Raw genomic sequence first — 16,437 nt, forward strand, 5'->3', positions numbered from 1 at the left:
CCGACGCGGTGCGCCGAGGGCGCACGGAGCCGATGCCCCGTGCGCTCCGGCGTACCGCAGGGCAGGGGGGCGCGGAGCGCCTTCCTCCGGCGGGCGCCGCGGGCGTGCGCCGTAGCACCGGCACAGGGCCGGGACCTGGACCGTACGACGTACGTACGGCGAGGCCCGGCCCTTTCTCATGGCACTCTCACGGTGACCTCAGCCTTTCCCCAACATCGCGCCATAGCTTCGCCGCATGTTCCTCACCTACCTGCGGCGCGAGTTGCGCCGGCGCAGAAAGGCCGCACTGGTCGTCGCCCTCGGCCTCGCGCTCGGGATCGGCCTCGTCATCACCGTGTCATCCGTGGCCGCCGGCATGCGCGACGCCCAGGACGAAGTCCTCCACTCCCTCTACGGCGTGGGCACCGACCTCACCGTCAGCAAGGAGGCGGACGAGAGCGGCGGCGGTCCGCAGAGCTTCCGTATCGGACCGGGCGAGGACGGTGAGGACGCCACCAAGACCGACGACCGGCTGATGCCGCTCGGCGGCTTCGACCACCTCGACGACTCGGTCGTCGACGAGGTCGAGGCCCAGGACGGCGTCGACACGGCGGTGGGCGCGCTGGCGCTCAACGACATCGAGTTCAAGGGCGACTTCCAGCAGGGGAAGATCGAGGGCGGCGCCACCGATAAGGCGGCTCCCGGCCAGGGCGGACCCGGCGGCGGAGGCGGGGGCGGCCCGCGGATCGAGGGCGGCGGCGCCGACATCGACGTCGACTCCTTCACCGTCACCGGCCTCGACGTCACCGAGCAGGACGTCGGCCCGCTCTCCTCGTCCAAGATCAGCGACGGCGTGACCTTCGGCAAGAACGACACCGACGCCCTCAAGGCGGTCGTCGACAGCGCGTACGCCAAGGACGAGGACCTGAAGGTCGGCGACGAGGTCACCATCAAGGGCAAGAAGTTCGAGATCGTCGGCATCGCCACCGCCGACACCGGCGCCGCCACCGCGAACGTCTACATCCCGCTCAAGCGCGCCCAGGAGCTGTCCGACGCCGACCTGGAGGACAAGGTCTCCACCATCTACGTCAAGGCCGACAGCTCCGAGGACATCCCCGCCGTCGAGGACGCCATCGACGAGAACGTGGCCGGCGCCAGCGTGACCTCCGCCTCCGACCTCGCCGAGCAGGTCTCCGGCAACCTCTCCACCGCCTCCAACCTGGCCACCAACATCGGCAAGTGGCTCTCGGTCGTCGTGCTGATCGCCGCCTTCCTGCTCGCCGGGCTGCTCACGATGTCCGCGGTCGGCCGGCGCGTGCGGGAGTTCGGCACGCTCAAGGCCCTCGGCTGGCGCAGCGGGCGCGTCGTCCGGCAGGTGATGGGTGAGGCGTTCGTCAACGGCATCCTCGGCGGCGTCCTCGGCATCGCGCTCGGGGTCGCCGGGGCGTACATCGTGACGACCGTCGCCCCGACGCTCGACGCCTCGGTGGGCCCCGGCTCCGACATGCCCGAGGGCGCCGTGATGCGCGGGCCGAAGGAGATGGTGGACGCGGCGAACTCCACCGTGGAAGTCGCACTGCAGGCGCCCGTGACGCTGTCCGTGATCGCCCTGGCCGTCGCGCTCGCGGTCGCCGGCGGGCTGATCGCCGGCCTCTTCGGCGGCTGGCGGGCGGCGCGGCTGCGGCCGGCGGACGCGCTGCGGCGCGTCGAGTAGCCCCACCCTCCCCCGACCACCTCACCCCGCGGCACCCAGGAGTTGACCACGATGTACCAGCTCACCGGCGTCACCAAGCGCTACCAGCGCGGCAAGGAGGCCATCGACGCCCTCGCCGGCGTCGACCTCACCATCGCCGACGGCGACCAGCTCGTCGTCCGCGGCCCCACGGGCGGCGGCAAGTCGACGCTGCTGCAACTGCTCGGCGGCCTGGACCGCGCGACCTCCGGCACGCTCAGCCTCGACGGCACCGACCTCGGCGGCCTCAGCGAGGCCGCGCTCACCCGGGTACGGGCCGCGACCATCGGCTTCGTCTTCCAGAGCTTCAACCTCATCCCCACCCTCAGCGCCCAGGAGAACGTCGAGACCGCCCTCGTGCCGCTCGGCGTGAAGGCGACCGAGCGCGCCAAGCGGGCGGCGGAGGCGCTGGAGTCCGTGGGCCTGACCGAGCGGCTGACGCATCTGCCCGGCGAGCTGTCCGGCGGGCAGCAGCAGCGCGTGGCCATCGCGCGGGCGCTGGTGAAGCAGCCGAAGGTGCTGCTGGCCGACGAGCCGACCGGCAACCTCGACGAGGACACCCGGGACGACATCGTGGCGCTGCTGGAAGGGCTGTGGAAGGAGCTGGGGTTGACGTACGTGCTGGTCACGCACGACAGCGCGATCGCCCGGCGGGCACCGCGGCTGGCGGTGATCAAGAAGGGCCGGCTGAAGGTCACGGAGCGGGAGGCGGCGTAGCGCCGGAGAGGCACGGGGGTCTCGGGGGGAGGGCGCGTACGGGCGCGAAGGTGCCCGTACGCGCCCCTGCGTGCCCCGGGGCGTACGGGAGGCGCCGCACGGCATACGTCGTACGGCACGGGCGGGGTCGTACGGAACGGGTAAGTCAGCGGCGGCGCGGCGAGGCCAGCAGGTACATCCCGCCGTCGCGCTCCGGGTGTTCGGAGACCTGCCAGCCGGCCGCCTCCAGCACCCCCGCGGCGCGTACCAGCTCCCGCAGCGCCGGCCCGGGGCGCCAGTCGGCCCGTACCGCCTCCGGCTGGTGCGCGGCGGGGGCGACGGTGTAGCCGCCGGTCTCGGGGGTGGCCGGGGGCAGGCCGCCGGCCTCCAGCGCGAGGGCGACGGCAGACGCCAGGTGCGTGCGCTCCCAGGCGCACGGCATGTCGGTAGCGCCGTCGGCGTTGGTGACCCGGCGCAGCTCGGCGAGGCCCTCCCAGGCGCTGCGCACCTCGCGGGCGCGCGCCTCGGCGTCGGGCGGGGCGGGCTCGCCGCCGGTACGGGCCGCGAACACCCCCGGTTCCGCCGGGTCCCGGCCGCTCACCGGCTCCGCGTCGGCGGCTTCCGCGTCGGCCAGCAGCCGGTCGCGCAGCTCACGCCCGGCGGGGGTGAGGTAGTGCCGGTGCGGCGGGCGCGGATGCCGTACCGCGAAACCGCCGTCCACCAGCCCTTCCAGCACGCGCTCACTCGCGCGCACCAGCCCGGTCGCGGCGTCGGCCCCGGCCACGGCGCGGCGCCGGGCGGGCGTCAACTTGGCGGTGCTCATGGCACCACGGTACGCAGTCGCCGCGCACCCCCGTCCGCGTGCCGCCCCGGCTCCTTCGGCGACGGGCCCCTGACGCCCCGGGAAGGCCGCCTGACCGCCCGTTACTCCCCTGGGAGTAAGAAAGTTGACTCCTGTGGACGGACGACCGGCACACGCCGCCACAGGCAGACTGCGTGGTAAGCGACGAGGAGGCCGCCCACCATGCGCATCAGCATCAACGTCACCGACTTCTCCTGGCCCGGCGGCCCCACGGCCCTCGCGCCCGCGCTCGCCGAGGTCGTCGGCGCGGCGGACACGGCGGGCGTGGACACCGTCTGGGTCGGTGACCACCTGCTGCAGGCCGATCCCACGTGCACGCCGGACGAGCCGGTGCTGGAGGCGTACACCACCCTCGGCTACCTGGCCGCGCGCACCGAGCAGGTCCGCATCGGCACGATGGTCACCGGCGTCACGTACCGTCCGCCCGCCCTGCTCGTCAAGGCCGTCACCACCCTCGACGTGCTCTCCGGCGGCCGCGCCTGGCTCGGTCTCGGCGCCGGCTACCGCGAGGACGAGGCGTACGCCATGGGCCTGACCATGCCGCCCGCGATCGAGCGGGTCGAGCGGCTGGAGGAGACGCTGCGGCTGGCGCAGCAGATGTGGGCGGGCGACACCGGCCCGTTCGACGGGCGGCACTTCACACTGGACTACCCCGTGTGCAGCCCGCAGCCGGTGCAGCGGCCGCGGCCCGCGGTGCTCGTCGGCGGCGTGGGCGACGGGCCGATGCTGCGGCTGGCGGCGCAGTACGCGGACGCGTGCAACTTCTTCGACGTACCGGACGGCGGCCTGACGCTCCGCCGCGAGCTGGACGTGCTCGCGGACCACTGCGCGGCGGCGGGGCGGCCGTTCTGGGAGGTCGAGAAGACGGTCACCGCCCGGATGGAGCTGGGGGAGCCGGCGGAGTCGGTGGCGGAGCGATGCGAGTCGTTCGCGGAGTACGGGATCGAGCACGTGGTGTTCGTCGCCGTCGGGCCGTGGTCGGTGGAGGCCGTCGAGGCGGTGGGCGAGGCCGTGCCGGTGGTGGCGCAGATCAAGCCGAACAGCGAGGTGGGCGTCTGGTGAAGCCCGCGGCCCTCATCCGCGGCGGAAGGTGACCACGGTCCCCGGCGTCACCGGCGCGGGCGCCTGCGGCGCAGCGGCCACCCGGCGCTCCAACTCCGCGAAGCCGGCCTCGATGTCGGCTTCCGGCATGTGCTCGAAGAGGGAGAACGCCCGCGTACGCAACCGGGCCAGCGCCCCCGCCCACGTCCCGGGCGCCGGCAACCCGACCTCGCCCACGCCCTTCAGTTCCCACCCCGCCGTCTCGAACGTATCGCGCAGCACTGACAGCGGCTCGTAGAGCGCGGCGAGGACGTCGCGCCCGTGCGGAAAGGCGTCGAGGTACCACAACTCGGGCAGCGAGTCGGTGAGTTCCGTACGCAGCAGCAGGGTGCCGCCGGGCCGTAGCACGCGGTGCAGCTCGCGGGCGCCGGCGTGCTTGTCCCGTACGTGGTGCCAGACGAGGAAGCCGAGCGCGAAATCGACCGACGCGTCCGCAAGCGGCAGCGCCTCGGCGCGCCCCGGGACGTACGCGACCCGCGGATGCGCGGCGTACGCGACCGCCTGCTCGCGCATCCGCGCCGACGGCTCGACGCCCGTAACCGGACCGCCGAACTCCGCGGCGAGCAGCGGTGTGAACCGCCCGGTGCCGGACCCGAGGTCCAGCCCGCGCAGCGGCCGGGCGGCGGGCAGGCGGGCGGCGAAGGCGCGGGACCAGGCGGTGCGTTGGGCGTCGGTGAGGGCGCGGCCTGCGGCGTAGGTGCGGTGGAGGCGGTCGTCGTAGTCCACGGGGCGCATGCCCGATTGCTACCCGGGCGGCGGCCCGTTCGTGCGCTTCCGCTTCGCCCGGCCGACGGGCGGGGGAGGGAGTGGCCGTCACGCGCTAGTCTGGCCAGCCATGTCGCTGAACGGCCCCGCACCGCCCTCCGATTCCGCTTCCGCTTCCGCCCAGGGGGGCGGCGCGGTGCTCGTGGCGGGGCTCGCCACGACGGGCGGCGGCTGGATCGGCCACCACCGCCACCCCGTGCCGCAACTGGCGTGGGCACGGAGCGGTGTCCTGATGGTGCGGGCGCTGGGGCGCACGTGGGTGCTGCCGACGACGTCGGCGCTGTGGATCCCCCCGGGAGTGGGCCACGCGACCGGCACGGCGGGCACCACGGAGCCGCGGGCGCTGTACGTCCGGCATCCGGGCCCGGCCCCGACGGCCGCGGACCACCCGCTCCGTACCCGCCCGGCGGCGGACCGGCACACGCGCTCGGCCCGGATCCGGGCCGGGGCCGAGACGGGCCCGGCCCTGGCCGCCGAGCGTGCGGCCTGGGCCCAGGAGCCGACGGCGGCGGACTGCACCCCGGCCGCCGGGCGCGCGCCGGGGGCAGCGGACCCGGGCGCGGCCGACGCCGCCCCCGTCGCCCCGGGGTGGTCGGAGCCGACCGTGGTGGCGGTGACCCCGTTGCTGCGGGCCCTCTTCGACCACCTCGCCGACGACGCCCCCGCCCCGGCCGCCCGCGCCCGCGCGGAGGCCGTGCTCCTCGACCAGCTCACCCCCGTCGCCGCGACGTCCGTGCTGGCGCCCATGCCCCACGACCCCCGCCCCCGCGCCGTCGCCGAGGCGCTGCGCGACACTCCCGCCGACGCCCGCACGCTCGCGGAGTGGTCCCCGTACGCCGGCGCGGCGCCCCGTACGCTGGCGCGCCTCTTCGTCGCCGAGACCGGCATGCCCTTCGGCCGCTGGCGTACGCACCTGCGCCTCCAGGCCTCCCTGCCGCTGCTCGCCTCCGGCGCGACGGTGGCCACCGCGGCCCGGCACGTCGGCTACGCCTCGCCGAGCGCGTTCGTGGCGGCGTTCCACCGCACCGTGGGGGCACCGCCCGGCACGTACTTCCCGCGCGACTGAGGAAGCGCGGACAGGCACGTACCGTGTCCCCGTGCCAGCCTCCCGCCTCCGCCGCGCCGCCGTCCTCGTCCTCGAAGGCGCCAAACCCCTCGACGCGGGCATCCCCGCGCAGGTCTTCAGCACCCGCCGGAGCATGCCGTACGAGGTGCGCGTGTGCGGCGCCGCACCGGGGCTGGTCGCCGGCGGCGACGGTCTCTCGTACCACGTCGCGCACGGCCTCGACGCGCTGGCCTGGGCCGACATCGTCTTCGTCCCCGGCTACCGGTTCCCCGACCGCGACGACCCCCCGCCCGCGGTCACCGAGGCCCTGATCGCCGCGCACCGCCGCGGCGCCCGCCTCGCCGCCATCTCGACCGGCGCCTTCGCCCTCGCCGCCACCGGCCTCCTCGACGGCCGCCGCGCCACCACCCACTGGCACTACACGCGCGCGCTCACCGCGAAGCACCCGCGGGTGCGGGTCGACGAGAACGTGCTCTTCGTCGACGAAGGCAGCGTCCTGACCTCCGCGGGCGCGGCCTCCGGCATCGACCTGTGCCTGCACATCCTCCGCGGCGACCTCGGCGTGGCCGCCTCCAACCACGCCGCCCGGCGCCTGGTCGCGGCCCCGTACCGCAGCGGCGGCCAGGCGCAGTACGTGCCGCGCAGCGTGCCGGAGCCGCTCGGCGAGCGGTTCGCCGCGACGAGGGAGTGGGCGCTGCACCGGCTCGGCGAGCCGCTGACCCTGGAGGCGCTGGCCCGGCACGCGGGGGTGTCGACGCGCACGTTCTCGCGGCGGTTCGTGGACGACACCGGGTACACGCCGATGCAGTGGATCATGCGGGCCCGTATCGACGTGGCACGCGAACTGCTGGAGCGCTCGGAGCAGAGCGTGGAGCAGATCGCGGACCGTGTCGGCCTCGGTACGGGCGCGAACCTGAGGCTCCACTTCCAGCAGATTCTGGGGACGACGCCGAGCGAGTACCGGCGCACGTTCGCGAGGGGCGAATAGGCGGCGGGGAGCTGGCGAGATCCTTGCGGAGTGTGGCACCCAGGCCGCTGTCACGGGACCGTACGGCGGGCGAACCTACCGGTAAAGCGCAGGAAACCGTGGGAAAGCCGCAGACACCCGGAAGGCAGGAAGACCATGACCCGCATCGCCATCAACGGATTCGGCCGCATCGGCCGCAACGTGCTGCGCGCGCTGCTGGAACGCGACAGCAGCCTCGACGTCGTCGCCGTCAACGACCTCGCCGAGCCCGCCACCCTCGCCCGGCTCCTCGCCTACGACACCACCGCCGGCCGCCTCGGCCGCCCGGTCACGGCGGACGGCGACACCCTCGTCGTGGACGGCCGCCGCATCAAGGTGCTCGCCGAGCGGGAGCCGGCGAAGCTGCCGTGGGCCGAACTCGGCGTGGACGTCGTCCTCGAAGCCACCGGCCGCTTCACCGCGGCCACCGCCGCCCGCGCACACCTCGACGCGGGCGCCCGCAAGGTCCTCGTCAGCGCCCCCTCCGCCGGCGCGGACGTCACCCTCGCGCCGGGGGTGAACACCGAGGCGTACGACCCGCAGGCCCACACCATCGTCTCGAACGCCTCCTGCACCACCAACGCGCTCGCCCCCCTGGCCGCCGTACTGGACGAACTCGCCGGCATCGAGCACGGCTTCATGACCACGGTGCACGCCTACACCCAGGAGCAGAACCTCCAGGACGGCCCCCACCGCGACGCCCGCCGCGCCCGCGCCGCAGCCGTCAACATCGTCCCCACCACCACGGGCGCCGCGAAGGCCATCGGCCTCGTCCTCCCCGGCCTGGACGGCAAGCTCTCCGGCGACTCGATCCGCGTCCCGGTCCCGGTCGGCTCGATCGTCGAACTCAACACCACGGTCTCCCGCGACGTCACCCGCGAAGACGTCCTCGCCGCCTACCGCACAGCGGCCGAAGGCCCCCTGGCCGGCATCCTCGAATACTCCGAAGACCCCCTCGTCTCCGCCGACATCACCGGCAACCCGGCCTCCGCCGTCTTCGACTCGGCCCTCACCCGCGTCGACGGCCGCCACATCAAGGTAGTCGCCTGGTACGACAACGAATGGGGCTTCTCCCACCGAGTAATAGACACCCTCGAACTCCTCACCACCACCTGACGTCCACCTGCCCCGTACCTCGGAGGGCCAGTCGATCGCCCGGGTCGCCGGTCTTCTTGTCGCACGTCGCGGAACTCACGAGAATGCTGCGCACGACAAGGGGGACTGAGGGGGAGACACATGACCGTGCCGGGTGAGCAGGAACTCGGTGCCTTCGTAGGGCGCCACCAGACCGACGTGGCACGCCACGGGCGGACCGGGATCATCTCGTTAGTGATCGGGGTGGCGGCGGCTGCCGTCTCCATCCCGATCGTCATCCAGACCTTCGAGGAATCCACCAGCGGCACCTTCGCCGGCCTGGTGGTGGGCGTGGCCCTGCTGTGCCTGTGGTCGGGCATCACCAACGGCCTGCGCTACACCACCCGCCACGGCGAGGTCTACACGGTCCGCCAGGGCGGCCTCGTCTACCGCAGGACCGGCGAATCCCGGGTGATCCCCTGGGAGAGCATCCGCAAGGTCTCCGACAGCGGCCAGAAGAACGCGATCAGCGCGGCCATGGGCTGGGACGTCCACTGCCGCATCAAAGTCCACGACGGCAAACGCCTCCTCCTCACGGGCTTCACCCGCGACGCCGCCGAACTCTCCCAAACGATCCACCGGGCGGTAAGAGAGGGAATCCACCCCCTCCCCACGGAACGCACTTAGCCCGACCGCCCGCGCCGAGGCTCCTCTGCTCGTGCGCTGTGGAGTGGATATCGCCTGCAAGCACGGCACGTGGCGGGACCGGCGTAGAGCCGCTGAGGTCGCGGAAGTTCGGTGACGAGGCATCGAACGGCGGCGCGATCCGGACGACGACGATCAGGTGGTCGTGAGGCTCACCGGTGGAACTCTGCTGTCCTCATGGACATATCACCCAGGCCGAGTAGTGTAGTGGGAGCGCTCCCATCTGTGTTCTTCCACCGAAGAGGAGACCCCCCATGCACAAGCCAAGCCCATCCGGCAAGCGCTCCCGGCCGGCCGCCCGCCGACCTCTCCGGGCGCTCACCCTGCTGATCGCCGTGGTCGTCGGCGCGCTGGCCTGGACCGGCCCCGCCCAGGCGCACGGCACCGTCGTCGACCCGGCAACCCGCGCCTACCACTGCTGGGACGAGTGGGGAGACGACCACCTGAACCCGGTCATGGAGCAAGAGGACCCCATGTGCTGGCAGGCCTACCAGGCCAACCCCAACACCATGTGGAACTGGATGAGCATGCTCCAGGACGGGCTCGGCGGGAGGTTCGAGGAGCGGACCCCCGACGGGAAACTCTGCAGCAACAACCACCAGAACTTCGAGAGCCTGAACAACCCCGGTCCCTGGACGACGACCGACGTCACCGACAACTTCTCGATCCACCTGTACGACCAGGCGTCCCACGGAGCCGACTTCTTCCGGGTCTACGTGAGCAAACAGGGGTTCGACCCCAAGACCCAGGCCCTCGGCTGGGATGACCTCGACTTCATCACCGAGACCGGCAGTTACCCGCCGGCCTCCGACATCACGTTCCCCGTCCAGACCTCCGGCTACTCCGGACACCACATCGTCTTCACGATCTGGCAGGCCTCGCACCTCGACCAGGCCTACCTGATGTGCAGCGACGTGAACTTCGGCTGAGCCGGAAGGCCCGCACGCGCGAAACCCTGGCCGGCCCGGTGCACAGTGAGCCCGGCACCGGGCCGGTGGGGAACGCAGCGAGCCGCCGGCGCCAGTCCCCCGCGGCGGCGACCAGACCGCCACGGGCACGGGACACCCGCGCCTGCGGAGGTGTCGTCCGCGTGCGACCGCCGTCGCGGCACTCGTGCGGCACTCGTTCATCCCGGGCGGCCAGGTGCGTCCTGCTGCTCGACGAGGAACCGGCGCCCCGCCGAGAGTGTGCCGAGGGCCCGGGGCGACCCGTGCAGTCGGTCGGCCAGGGCGTCCGTCATCACGAGGAGGCGGCGCGAGTCCGCCGAGCGGGTGGAGAGGTAGGCCTGCACGAAGGCGAGATTTCGGGTGAACACCCGCTCGTCGTCGACGTAGACGGCCGCTGCCAGGGAATCCAGAAAACGGCCGAGAAACCCGGCGCCCTCCTCGTGCTCCGCGCCGGAGCCGAAGACGTGCTCCGTACCCGAGCTTCCGCGCAAGCCCGGGTCCACGTCACGCAGCGCGGCGGCCAGATGTTCCAGCAGCCCGGGTCTCTGCCTGACGAGCATGGCGTACGCCTCTACGGCATCCGCCGGGACCGACGACTCTCCGCGCAATACCGGCGGCCAGTGGCGAATCAGCGCTTCCGCGGCGCCGCGCGCGTCGGCCGCGTACAGGTCCGCACCCAGCGCGTACGCCCATGTGCCCTCGGGACCGAACCCCGCGCCGCCCGTGATGACGGGAACACCGGCCCACCGGCAGATCTCGATCTGCCGGTGGGCGAGCGGAAGGTTCCAGGGCAGGGTGCACGACAGAGCGACCACGTCGGGGCCGTTCTGGTGTACGTCCGAGAGAATCCCCTGCGGGGACACCGACCCGCCCAGTGAGCGCACGTCGAAGCCGCGCAGTCGCAGCACCTCGGTGAGGATCTGCGAGGGGAGGACGTGCCATTCGCCGTCGCTGCACGCCACCACCACGTGGCCCCGTGAACCGGCCCCGCCGGGCGAGCGGGCGGTGCCGCGGGCAGCGGACGCGACCCCGTCCACGGCCTTCGTGCTGACATGGGTGGCTGCGTGCTCCTGCGCCACCGTCCACTCGCCGGACTCCCACCGCTCACCGACCTTCACCTGTGCGGGCGCCACCAGTTGGAGCAGTACGTCCTCCGCGCTCACGCCGCTCGTCACAAGACCGACGGCCAGCTCGACCGCCGCATCCTCGTCCGCAGCCGCCAGGCAGGCATCGAAGCCGGCCCGGTCGGCCTCGGTGATCCGGGCCTCACTCATGGAAATCCGGCCTTTCCGGCAAGGGGGGACTCGCGCGGCTCCCGGGCCGACGGTGCAGGGAGGAGCCCCGGCGGGGCGGTGCCTGAAGCGTCAGGATGGAGATGTCGTCGTGCGGGCGGCCGGCGAGCCATTCGGTCGTGAGGAGCTCCAGCCGCTCGGCGACCGACGCGGCCTGCATGTCGGTGCAACTGGCCAGCGCGTCCACGAGGCGTTCGTCGCCGTACATCTCGCGCCCGCTCGGACCACCTCGTGCTTCGGTGACCCCGTCGCTGTAGAAGAGGATCAGCTCGCCGGGTTCGAGAAGGAACTCCGTAAGGCCGAAACTGGGATCGGGCACCGCCCCGACGAGCGTGCCCTCGCAGACGATTTCCTCCACTCTTCCGTCGCCGCGCAGTGCGAGCGGGGAGAGGTGGCCGCCGCCGGCGATCTCCACCTTCACCGAGCCGTCGTCGCAGGGGCGGGCGGAGCCCGTGACCAGGGTCGTGAAACGGTGGCCGTCGCTGAGGACGATGTCGTTGAGCAGATGCAGGTCACGCAGGGGTTCGCTTTCCTTCGCGACCATGGCCAAAGTCCGCATGCTTTGCCGTAGGTGCCCTGCCAGCACGGCGGCCTCCGCGCCCTTGCCGGACACGTCACCGAAGAAGAACGTGACCCCGCCCAGGGCGGAGGGGGCCACGTGGTAGAAGTCGCCGCTGATGTGCAGCGTCTCAGCGGCCGGCCGGTAGGCGGCGCCGAGCCTGAGGCCCTCGGAGGAGGGCAGCGGTTCCGGGGCCATGCTGGCCTGCAGGACGGCGATGGTGTCGGCCTGCTGCGTATAGAGTGCCGCCGTCGCCAGCGCGAGTCCGGCCCGTACGGCGAACTGATGCGCCAGCTCGATGTCCGCGTCGTCGAAGCGGTCACGTTCCGGGCCGCGCAGCATGATCAGCGCGCCTGCGGGCACGCCCCCCGCGGCGAGCTGGGCCACGAGCGGCTCTCCGCCTGGAACGAGCTCCGCGGGCATGAGACTGCCGAGCGCGTCCAGCTCTTGAGGGCCGATGACAGTGGGGCGCGGTTGGAGGCCGTACAGCGCGTTCGCGACCTCGGGCACCTCTTCGAGTCTCTCGACCGCCACCTCTCCGAAGGAGCGTTCATCGCCAGGACCCGCCCGGTGCCAGTCCGTACGCCGCCCGCTCGCAGGCAGGACGACCACGGACGCGTCCGCCAGTTTCGGGGTGAGGATCTCGACGAGCGTACGGGCGGTGCGGCCGTGATGGAGCGAAGCGCCGAGGCGCTGGGCGGCCTCCTCCAGGAAGGCCGACCTGGCGCGTTCGTCGACGAGCGCCGCCTCGGCCTCCTGTGCGCTGCTGACCTGACTGACCAGCCATACCGCGAGTCCGTCGGCGGTACGCAGGCGACCGCGGAGCCTGCGGCCCTCGTGGGCGGCGGAGAAGCGCGTCGCCCTCCGGGCGGCGGCACGAGCGAGGGGTGCCGCCGACGCACTCGCCGGCTGTCCCAGGCGCAGCCGGGGAAAGAGGCGGGCGGCGGCACGGTTGAACCCCCGGATCGTCCCCTCGGCGAGGTCGCACGCGACGACGGCCTCGTCGACAAGATCCAGCAGCTCGCCCAGCTGCCCGGAGGTGTGGCTCCACGCGCCCGCGCCGTCTCCGTCGTCCGCCATCGGCTACCACCTCTTGCGCGCTCCGCTCCTGCGCCCGCAGCATCCAGATCGTATCCGAATTTGTGCTATTTACCCCATTGTGACGGTGTCCGGCGCGTCAGGCGCGGCACCGTGGTGCCTTGGAGCAGCAGCGCACGTGGCGGGTGTACTACCGGGAGTGGGAGTGCGCTGCGAGGTGACATGGATATTCAGTGACCAGCGCTTCACAGAGGTCGGTCTCGAACTGGACCCCAGTCACCAGGTTCTGCTGCCGAAGTCGGTGACGTCCATCCCGGTACCGGCCAGGTCAACGAGCTGCCCGGCCAGTCGTTCCACCTCCGCCACCACGGGGGGTGGGGATACCGCCTGCGACCTGCTCGTGGTCCGGGTCGTACTCCCAGCGCCAGTCGAGGCTCACCGGGGCGGACGGCTGAAAGCGGTGTGTGCTTCGTCGAGGATCCTGCCGGTCTCGGACGCAGCACGTGGTGCCTGCACAGCGTCGCCCGACTCGGCGGTGTCCTCCCAGCGGCGCCAGCTCCTTCGCTGGGTCGGGATGGCGCTGGATGTGGACGTAGACGGCCCACTGCGCGATGAACCGCTGGAGCGGCCCGGGTCAGGAGCCCTGCCGGGCCTGATCGGCCGCTTGGTCCAGTTCGCGGGTGAAGGCCGGCAGCGCGGCGGTCGCGACTGGCTGACGGCCTGCCGCAGGGCGGTGACCGTCGGGGGCGGCTGAGGGATGAGCGGTTGCCCGGCAGTGGAGGTGGTCATCGCTGCTCCCATGGGGCTGAGTCCGATCCCTCGTGGCAGCGTATGGGGCGCCGGCCCGATATCGCCGCTCGAACGAGCGAGGGAGGAGCGTTTTAGCGGTCTGCCGGGGCGATGCGATGCCGGTGGGGCCAGGAGCCGGCGTTCGACCGGTCACTGAGCTTGACGCCCGTGCGCGCGAGCCTGCCGTGCCTGTGATCGTTGGGCCAAGCCGCCACAGCCCGGACCATGGCACGCCTATGCTCCCCGGTCGTGGAGTGGATATCGCCGGTAAGCACGGCGCTCGGTGCGGCGATCGGAGTGGGGGCGACACTGTTCTCCGATCGGTTGCGGTGGCGGCGCGAGCGGGAGGACCGGGCGCTGGAGTCGCGCAAGCAGTTGTACGCGGACTACTCGGCGGCGCTCTCGCGGATCAGGACGGCGCTGATCCGGGTCGTACTCCCAACGCCACCGCGCGCTCACTGGATCGGGATACCGAGGGCGGTGTGTGCTGCGTCCAGGATCTTGCCGATCTCGGAGACTGCTCGCCGCGCTTGGGCGCTGTCGTCCCCTTGGGCGGTGTCCTCCCAGTAGCGCAACTGGGCGGCCATGTCGGGATGGCGCTGGATGTGGACGTAGACGGCCCACTGGGCGATGAAGCGCTGGAGCGGACCCATCTCGGAGCCCTGCCGGGTCTGGTCAGCCGCCTGGTCAAGCTCGCGAGTGAAGGCCGGCAGCGCGGCAGGCGCAATCTGTCTGACGGCCTGCCGCAGGGTGGTCACCGTCGCGGCCGGCTGAGGGATGAGCGGCTGCCCGGCGGTTGAGATCGTCATTGCTGCTCCCATGGGGCCCGAGTCTGATCCCTCGTGGCAGCGTACCGGGTGCCAGTCCGTTCCCGCCGCTCGAACGAGTGAGGGAGAAGCGATTCAGCTCGGCGTCGCTCACCCCGGTCCGGTCACTCGGCGCTGGCGACGCCGATCGGGCAGCTCACGCCGGTGCCGCCTATGCCGCAGTAGCCGCCCGGGTTCTTGTCCAGGTACTGCTGGTGGTACGCCTCCGCCGGGTAGAAGGGGCGGTCGGCTGCCGGGAGGATTTCTGTGGTGATCTCGCCGTAGCCCGAGGTCTTCAGGACCTGCTCGTACGACGCGCGGGAGGCGTCCGCCGCCTTGGCCTGGGCGGGGGTGTGGGTGTAGATCGCCGAGCGGTACTGGGTGCCGATGTCGTTGCCCTGGCGGAAGCCCTGCGTGGGGTCGTGGGACTCCCAGAACAGCTTGAGCAGCTCCTCGTACGACACCGCCGCCGGGTCGTACACCACCCGGACCGCCTCCGTGTGGCCCGTCCGGCCGGAGCACACCTCTTCGTACGTCGGGTGCGTCGTATGTCCGCCCTGGTAGCCGACCAGGGTCGTCCACACGCCCGGCGTCTGCCAGAAGTTGCGCTCCGCGCCCCAGAAACAGCCCAGCCCGAAGTCCGCGACCTCCAGGCCCTCCGGATACGGGCCCTCAAGCGGGTTGCCCAGCACCGTGTGGCGCTCCGGGACGGAGAAGGCGGGCGCGGGCCGGCCGGGAAGGGCCTCGTCCTTGGTGACGAGGTGGTTCTTGTGGCGGTTCAGGAACATCTCCCGGCCTCCTCCGCTGACACTGCTCTTTCCCTTTGAAGGGAACGTATCGTGCACCCCTGACATTCCCGCAGTCACTTCAACGCCGCACCCCTGCCGCCCTCGTACCCCGCCACCGCCAGCGCCCGGTACGCCGCGTACTCCGCCGCCGGCTGCTCGCTCAGCGACCACGGGAGCGCGCCCACGTACCCGTCCACGTGCCGCATCTGCTCCAGTGCCTCCTCGTACCGCTCCGCCCGCACCAGGAAGCACGCCAGCAGGTGCCGTACGTGCGGCAGCATCGGGTGGTCCGCCGGCGCGTGGTGCACCGCGTACTGCGCGCCCTCGATCGCCTGCCTGACGACCTCGCCCTCGTACAGCCCCCGCACCAGGTTCGCCTCGGGCAGGTGCTCCCAGACCGCGAACAGCGGCAGCGCAGGCAGCAGCGTCCCCGGCCCCGCCGAGGCGGCCGCGCGCTGCGCGAAGTCGTACGCCGCCTCCCTGGAGCCGTGCCACTTCTCGCACGCGTACTGCAGCGCCGCGAGATGCGCGCCCATGTGGTCGCCCGCGCGCTGCTCGACCGTGTGCCACAGCTCCTCGAAGTCCGCCTCGCGGTAGTGCACGCCCCGGGCGATGGCCAGCTCGATGATGTACGGCATCGGGCTGCCCGGCGCCAGCATCGCCGCCTCCGAGCAGACCTTCTTCGCCTCCTCCAGGATCACCGGGAACTCCTCCGCCCCCGACCCGGCCATCCACGCCTGCCTGACCAGGAACTCCGCGTGCACCTCGGCGCCGCCCACGTCCTTGGGCCTCTCCGCCCGCCACGAGCGCAGCCACGCGCCGCCCTCGCCCGGCTGCTGCGCGAGCTCGAAGGCCGCCGCACCCGCCAGCGTCTGCACCCGCTGCCAGCGCAGCTCCCACTCGTCGTCGGTGAGGGCGAGCAGCCGGGAGGCCGCCTGCCAGTCCTGGTCCTGCTGCAGCTCCTGCAGGACCTCGGCGAGCTGCGGGTCGGGGCCGGGGAGGCGGACGTCGAGCTCGTCGACGGGTACGAAGCCGTAGCCGCCGGCCGGGTCGACGGCCCGCGCGTTCGACTGCAGTACCTCCCGGCCACCCCGGCCACGCCGCAGCAGGGGCACGGCGACCCACGCGATCAGGGCGATGGCGAGGAGTGCGAACAACAGTTCCATTAATATGTCCTGGCTTCTCAAAGAGGGTGCGGTCCGGGCTGGTACACGTACGGGTCCTCCCCTCCA

The 16,437-nt window shown here is 72.5% G+C and carries 15 protein-coding genes and 1 pseudogene; 8 read left to right on the forward strand and 8 right to left on the reverse strand.

Annotated elements, in window-relative coordinates:
- The first annotated feature begins 235 nt into the window (after nt 1-235).
- Nucleotides 236-1,693 (forward strand): ABC transporter permease, encoded by a 1,458-nt coding sequence (locus tag ABGA99_RS05715; RefSeq protein ID WP_347576444.1) that lies wholly within the window; start codon nt 236-238, stop codon nt 1,691-1,693.
- A gap of 51 nt (nt 1,694-1,744) precedes the next feature.
- Complete coding sequence (locus tag ABGA99_RS05720; RefSeq protein ID WP_347576443.1) at nt 1,745-2,428, forward strand: ABC transporter ATP-binding protein; 684 nt, start codon at nt 1,745-1,747, stop codon at nt 2,426-2,428.
- A gap of 145 nt (nt 2,429-2,573) precedes the next feature.
- Here the strand turns inward: ABGA99_RS05720 and ABGA99_RS05725 are convergent, their stop codons facing one another.
- A complete protein-coding gene (locus tag ABGA99_RS05725) occupies nt 2,574-3,230 on the reverse strand; it encodes a hypothetical protein (RefSeq protein WP_347576442.1) in 657 nt (218 codons plus the stop codon).
- Between the two features lie 201 nt (nt 3,231-3,431).
- Here ABGA99_RS05725 and ABGA99_RS05730 point away from each other — a divergent pair, with 201 nt between their 5' ends.
- The gene (locus ABGA99_RS05730; RefSeq protein WP_347576441.1) at nt 3,432-4,331 is read left to right on the forward strand and encodes a TIGR03560 family F420-dependent LLM class oxidoreductase; all 900 of its coding nucleotides are present in this window, start codon (nt 3,432-3,434) and stop codon (nt 4,329-4,331) included.
- A 12-nt stretch (nt 4,332-4,343) separates the two neighbouring features.
- Here the strand turns inward: ABGA99_RS05730 and ABGA99_RS05735 are convergent, their stop codons facing one another.
- The gene (locus tag ABGA99_RS05735; protein WP_347576440.1) at nt 4,344-5,105 is read right to left on the reverse strand and encodes a class I SAM-dependent methyltransferase; all 762 of its coding nucleotides are present in this window, start codon (nt 5,103-5,105) and stop codon (nt 4,344-4,346) included.
- Between the two features lie 100 nt (nt 5,106-5,205).
- Between ABGA99_RS05735 and ABGA99_RS05740 the strand changes: the two genes are divergently transcribed.
- The 5 genes from ABGA99_RS05740 to ABGA99_RS05760 all read left to right on the forward strand — a co-directional run bounded on the left by ABGA99_RS05740 (nt 5,206) and on the right by ABGA99_RS05760 (nt 9,915).
- The gene (locus tag ABGA99_RS05740; RefSeq protein ID WP_347576439.1) at nt 5,206-6,201 is read left to right on the forward strand and encodes an AraC family transcriptional regulator; all 996 of its coding nucleotides are present in this window, start codon (nt 5,206-5,208) and stop codon (nt 6,199-6,201) included.
- A gap of 31 nt (nt 6,202-6,232) precedes the next feature.
- Nucleotides 6,233-7,189 carry a helix-turn-helix domain-containing protein gene (locus tag ABGA99_RS05745; protein ID WP_347582251.1) on the forward strand — a complete coding sequence of 319 codons (957 nt, stop codon included), beginning with the start codon at nt 6,233-6,235 and terminating at the stop codon, nt 7,187-7,189.
- Nucleotides 7,190-7,324: 135 nt separating this feature from the next.
- Nucleotides 7,325-8,323, forward strand: a complete 999-nt coding sequence (gap, locus tag ABGA99_RS05750) for a type I glyceraldehyde-3-phosphate dehydrogenase (protein WP_347576437.1) — start codon at nt 7,325-7,327, stop codon at nt 8,321-8,323.
- Between the two features lie 120 nt (nt 8,324-8,443).
- Complete coding sequence (locus ABGA99_RS05755) at nt 8,444-8,968, forward strand: hypothetical protein (protein WP_347576436.1); 525 nt, start codon at nt 8,444-8,446, stop codon at nt 8,966-8,968.
- 341 nt (nt 8,969-9,309) lie between these two features.
- A complete protein-coding gene (locus ABGA99_RS05760) occupies nt 9,310-9,915 on the forward strand; it encodes a lytic polysaccharide monooxygenase (RefSeq protein WP_347576480.1) in 606 nt (201 codons plus the stop codon).
- A 197-nt stretch (nt 9,916-10,112) separates the two neighbouring features.
- Here ABGA99_RS05760 and ABGA99_RS05765 read toward each other — a convergent pair whose 3' ends face one another.
- From ABGA99_RS05765 to ABGA99_RS05790, 6 genes and pseudogenes are all read right to left on the reverse strand, one after another.
- Nucleotides 10,113-11,207 (reverse strand): cobalamin-dependent protein, encoded by a 1,095-nt coding sequence (locus ABGA99_RS05765; protein WP_347576435.1) that lies wholly within the window; start codon nt 11,205-11,207, stop codon nt 10,113-10,115.
- A complete protein-coding gene (locus ABGA99_RS05770) occupies nt 11,200-12,864 on the reverse strand; it encodes a PP2C family protein-serine/threonine phosphatase (RefSeq protein ID WP_347582252.1) in 1,665 nt (554 codons plus the stop codon). The genes ABGA99_RS05765 and ABGA99_RS05770 overlap by 8 nt, the downstream gene beginning before the upstream one ends.
- A 393-nt stretch (nt 12,865-13,257) precedes the next feature.
- Nucleotides 13,258-13,611 (reverse strand): annotated as a pseudogene (locus tag ABGA99_RS05775) (hypothetical protein).
- 455 nt (nt 13,612-14,066) lie between these two features.
- Entirely contained in the window at nt 14,067-14,420 is a 354-nt protein-coding gene (locus tag ABGA99_RS05780) for a hypothetical protein (RefSeq protein WP_347582253.1), read from the reverse strand.
- 122 nt (nt 14,421-14,542) lie between these two features.
- Nucleotides 14,543-15,205, reverse strand: a complete 663-nt coding sequence (gene msrA / locus ABGA99_RS05785; RefSeq protein WP_347576432.1) for a peptide-methionine (S)-S-oxide reductase MsrA — start codon at nt 15,203-15,205, stop codon at nt 14,543-14,545.
- A gap of 74 nt (nt 15,206-15,279) precedes the next feature.
- Nucleotides 15,280-16,371: a hypothetical protein gene (locus ABGA99_RS05790; protein WP_347576431.1), complete on the reverse strand. Its 1,092-nt coding sequence runs from the start codon at nt 16,369-16,371 to the stop codon at nt 15,280-15,282.
- Nucleotides 16,372-16,437: the final 66 nt, after the last annotated feature.

It is taken from the genome of Streptomyces sp. B5E4 (assembly GCF_039871555.1).
Classification (GTDB): domain Bacteria; phylum Actinomycetota; class Actinomycetes; order Streptomycetales; family Streptomycetaceae; genus Streptomyces.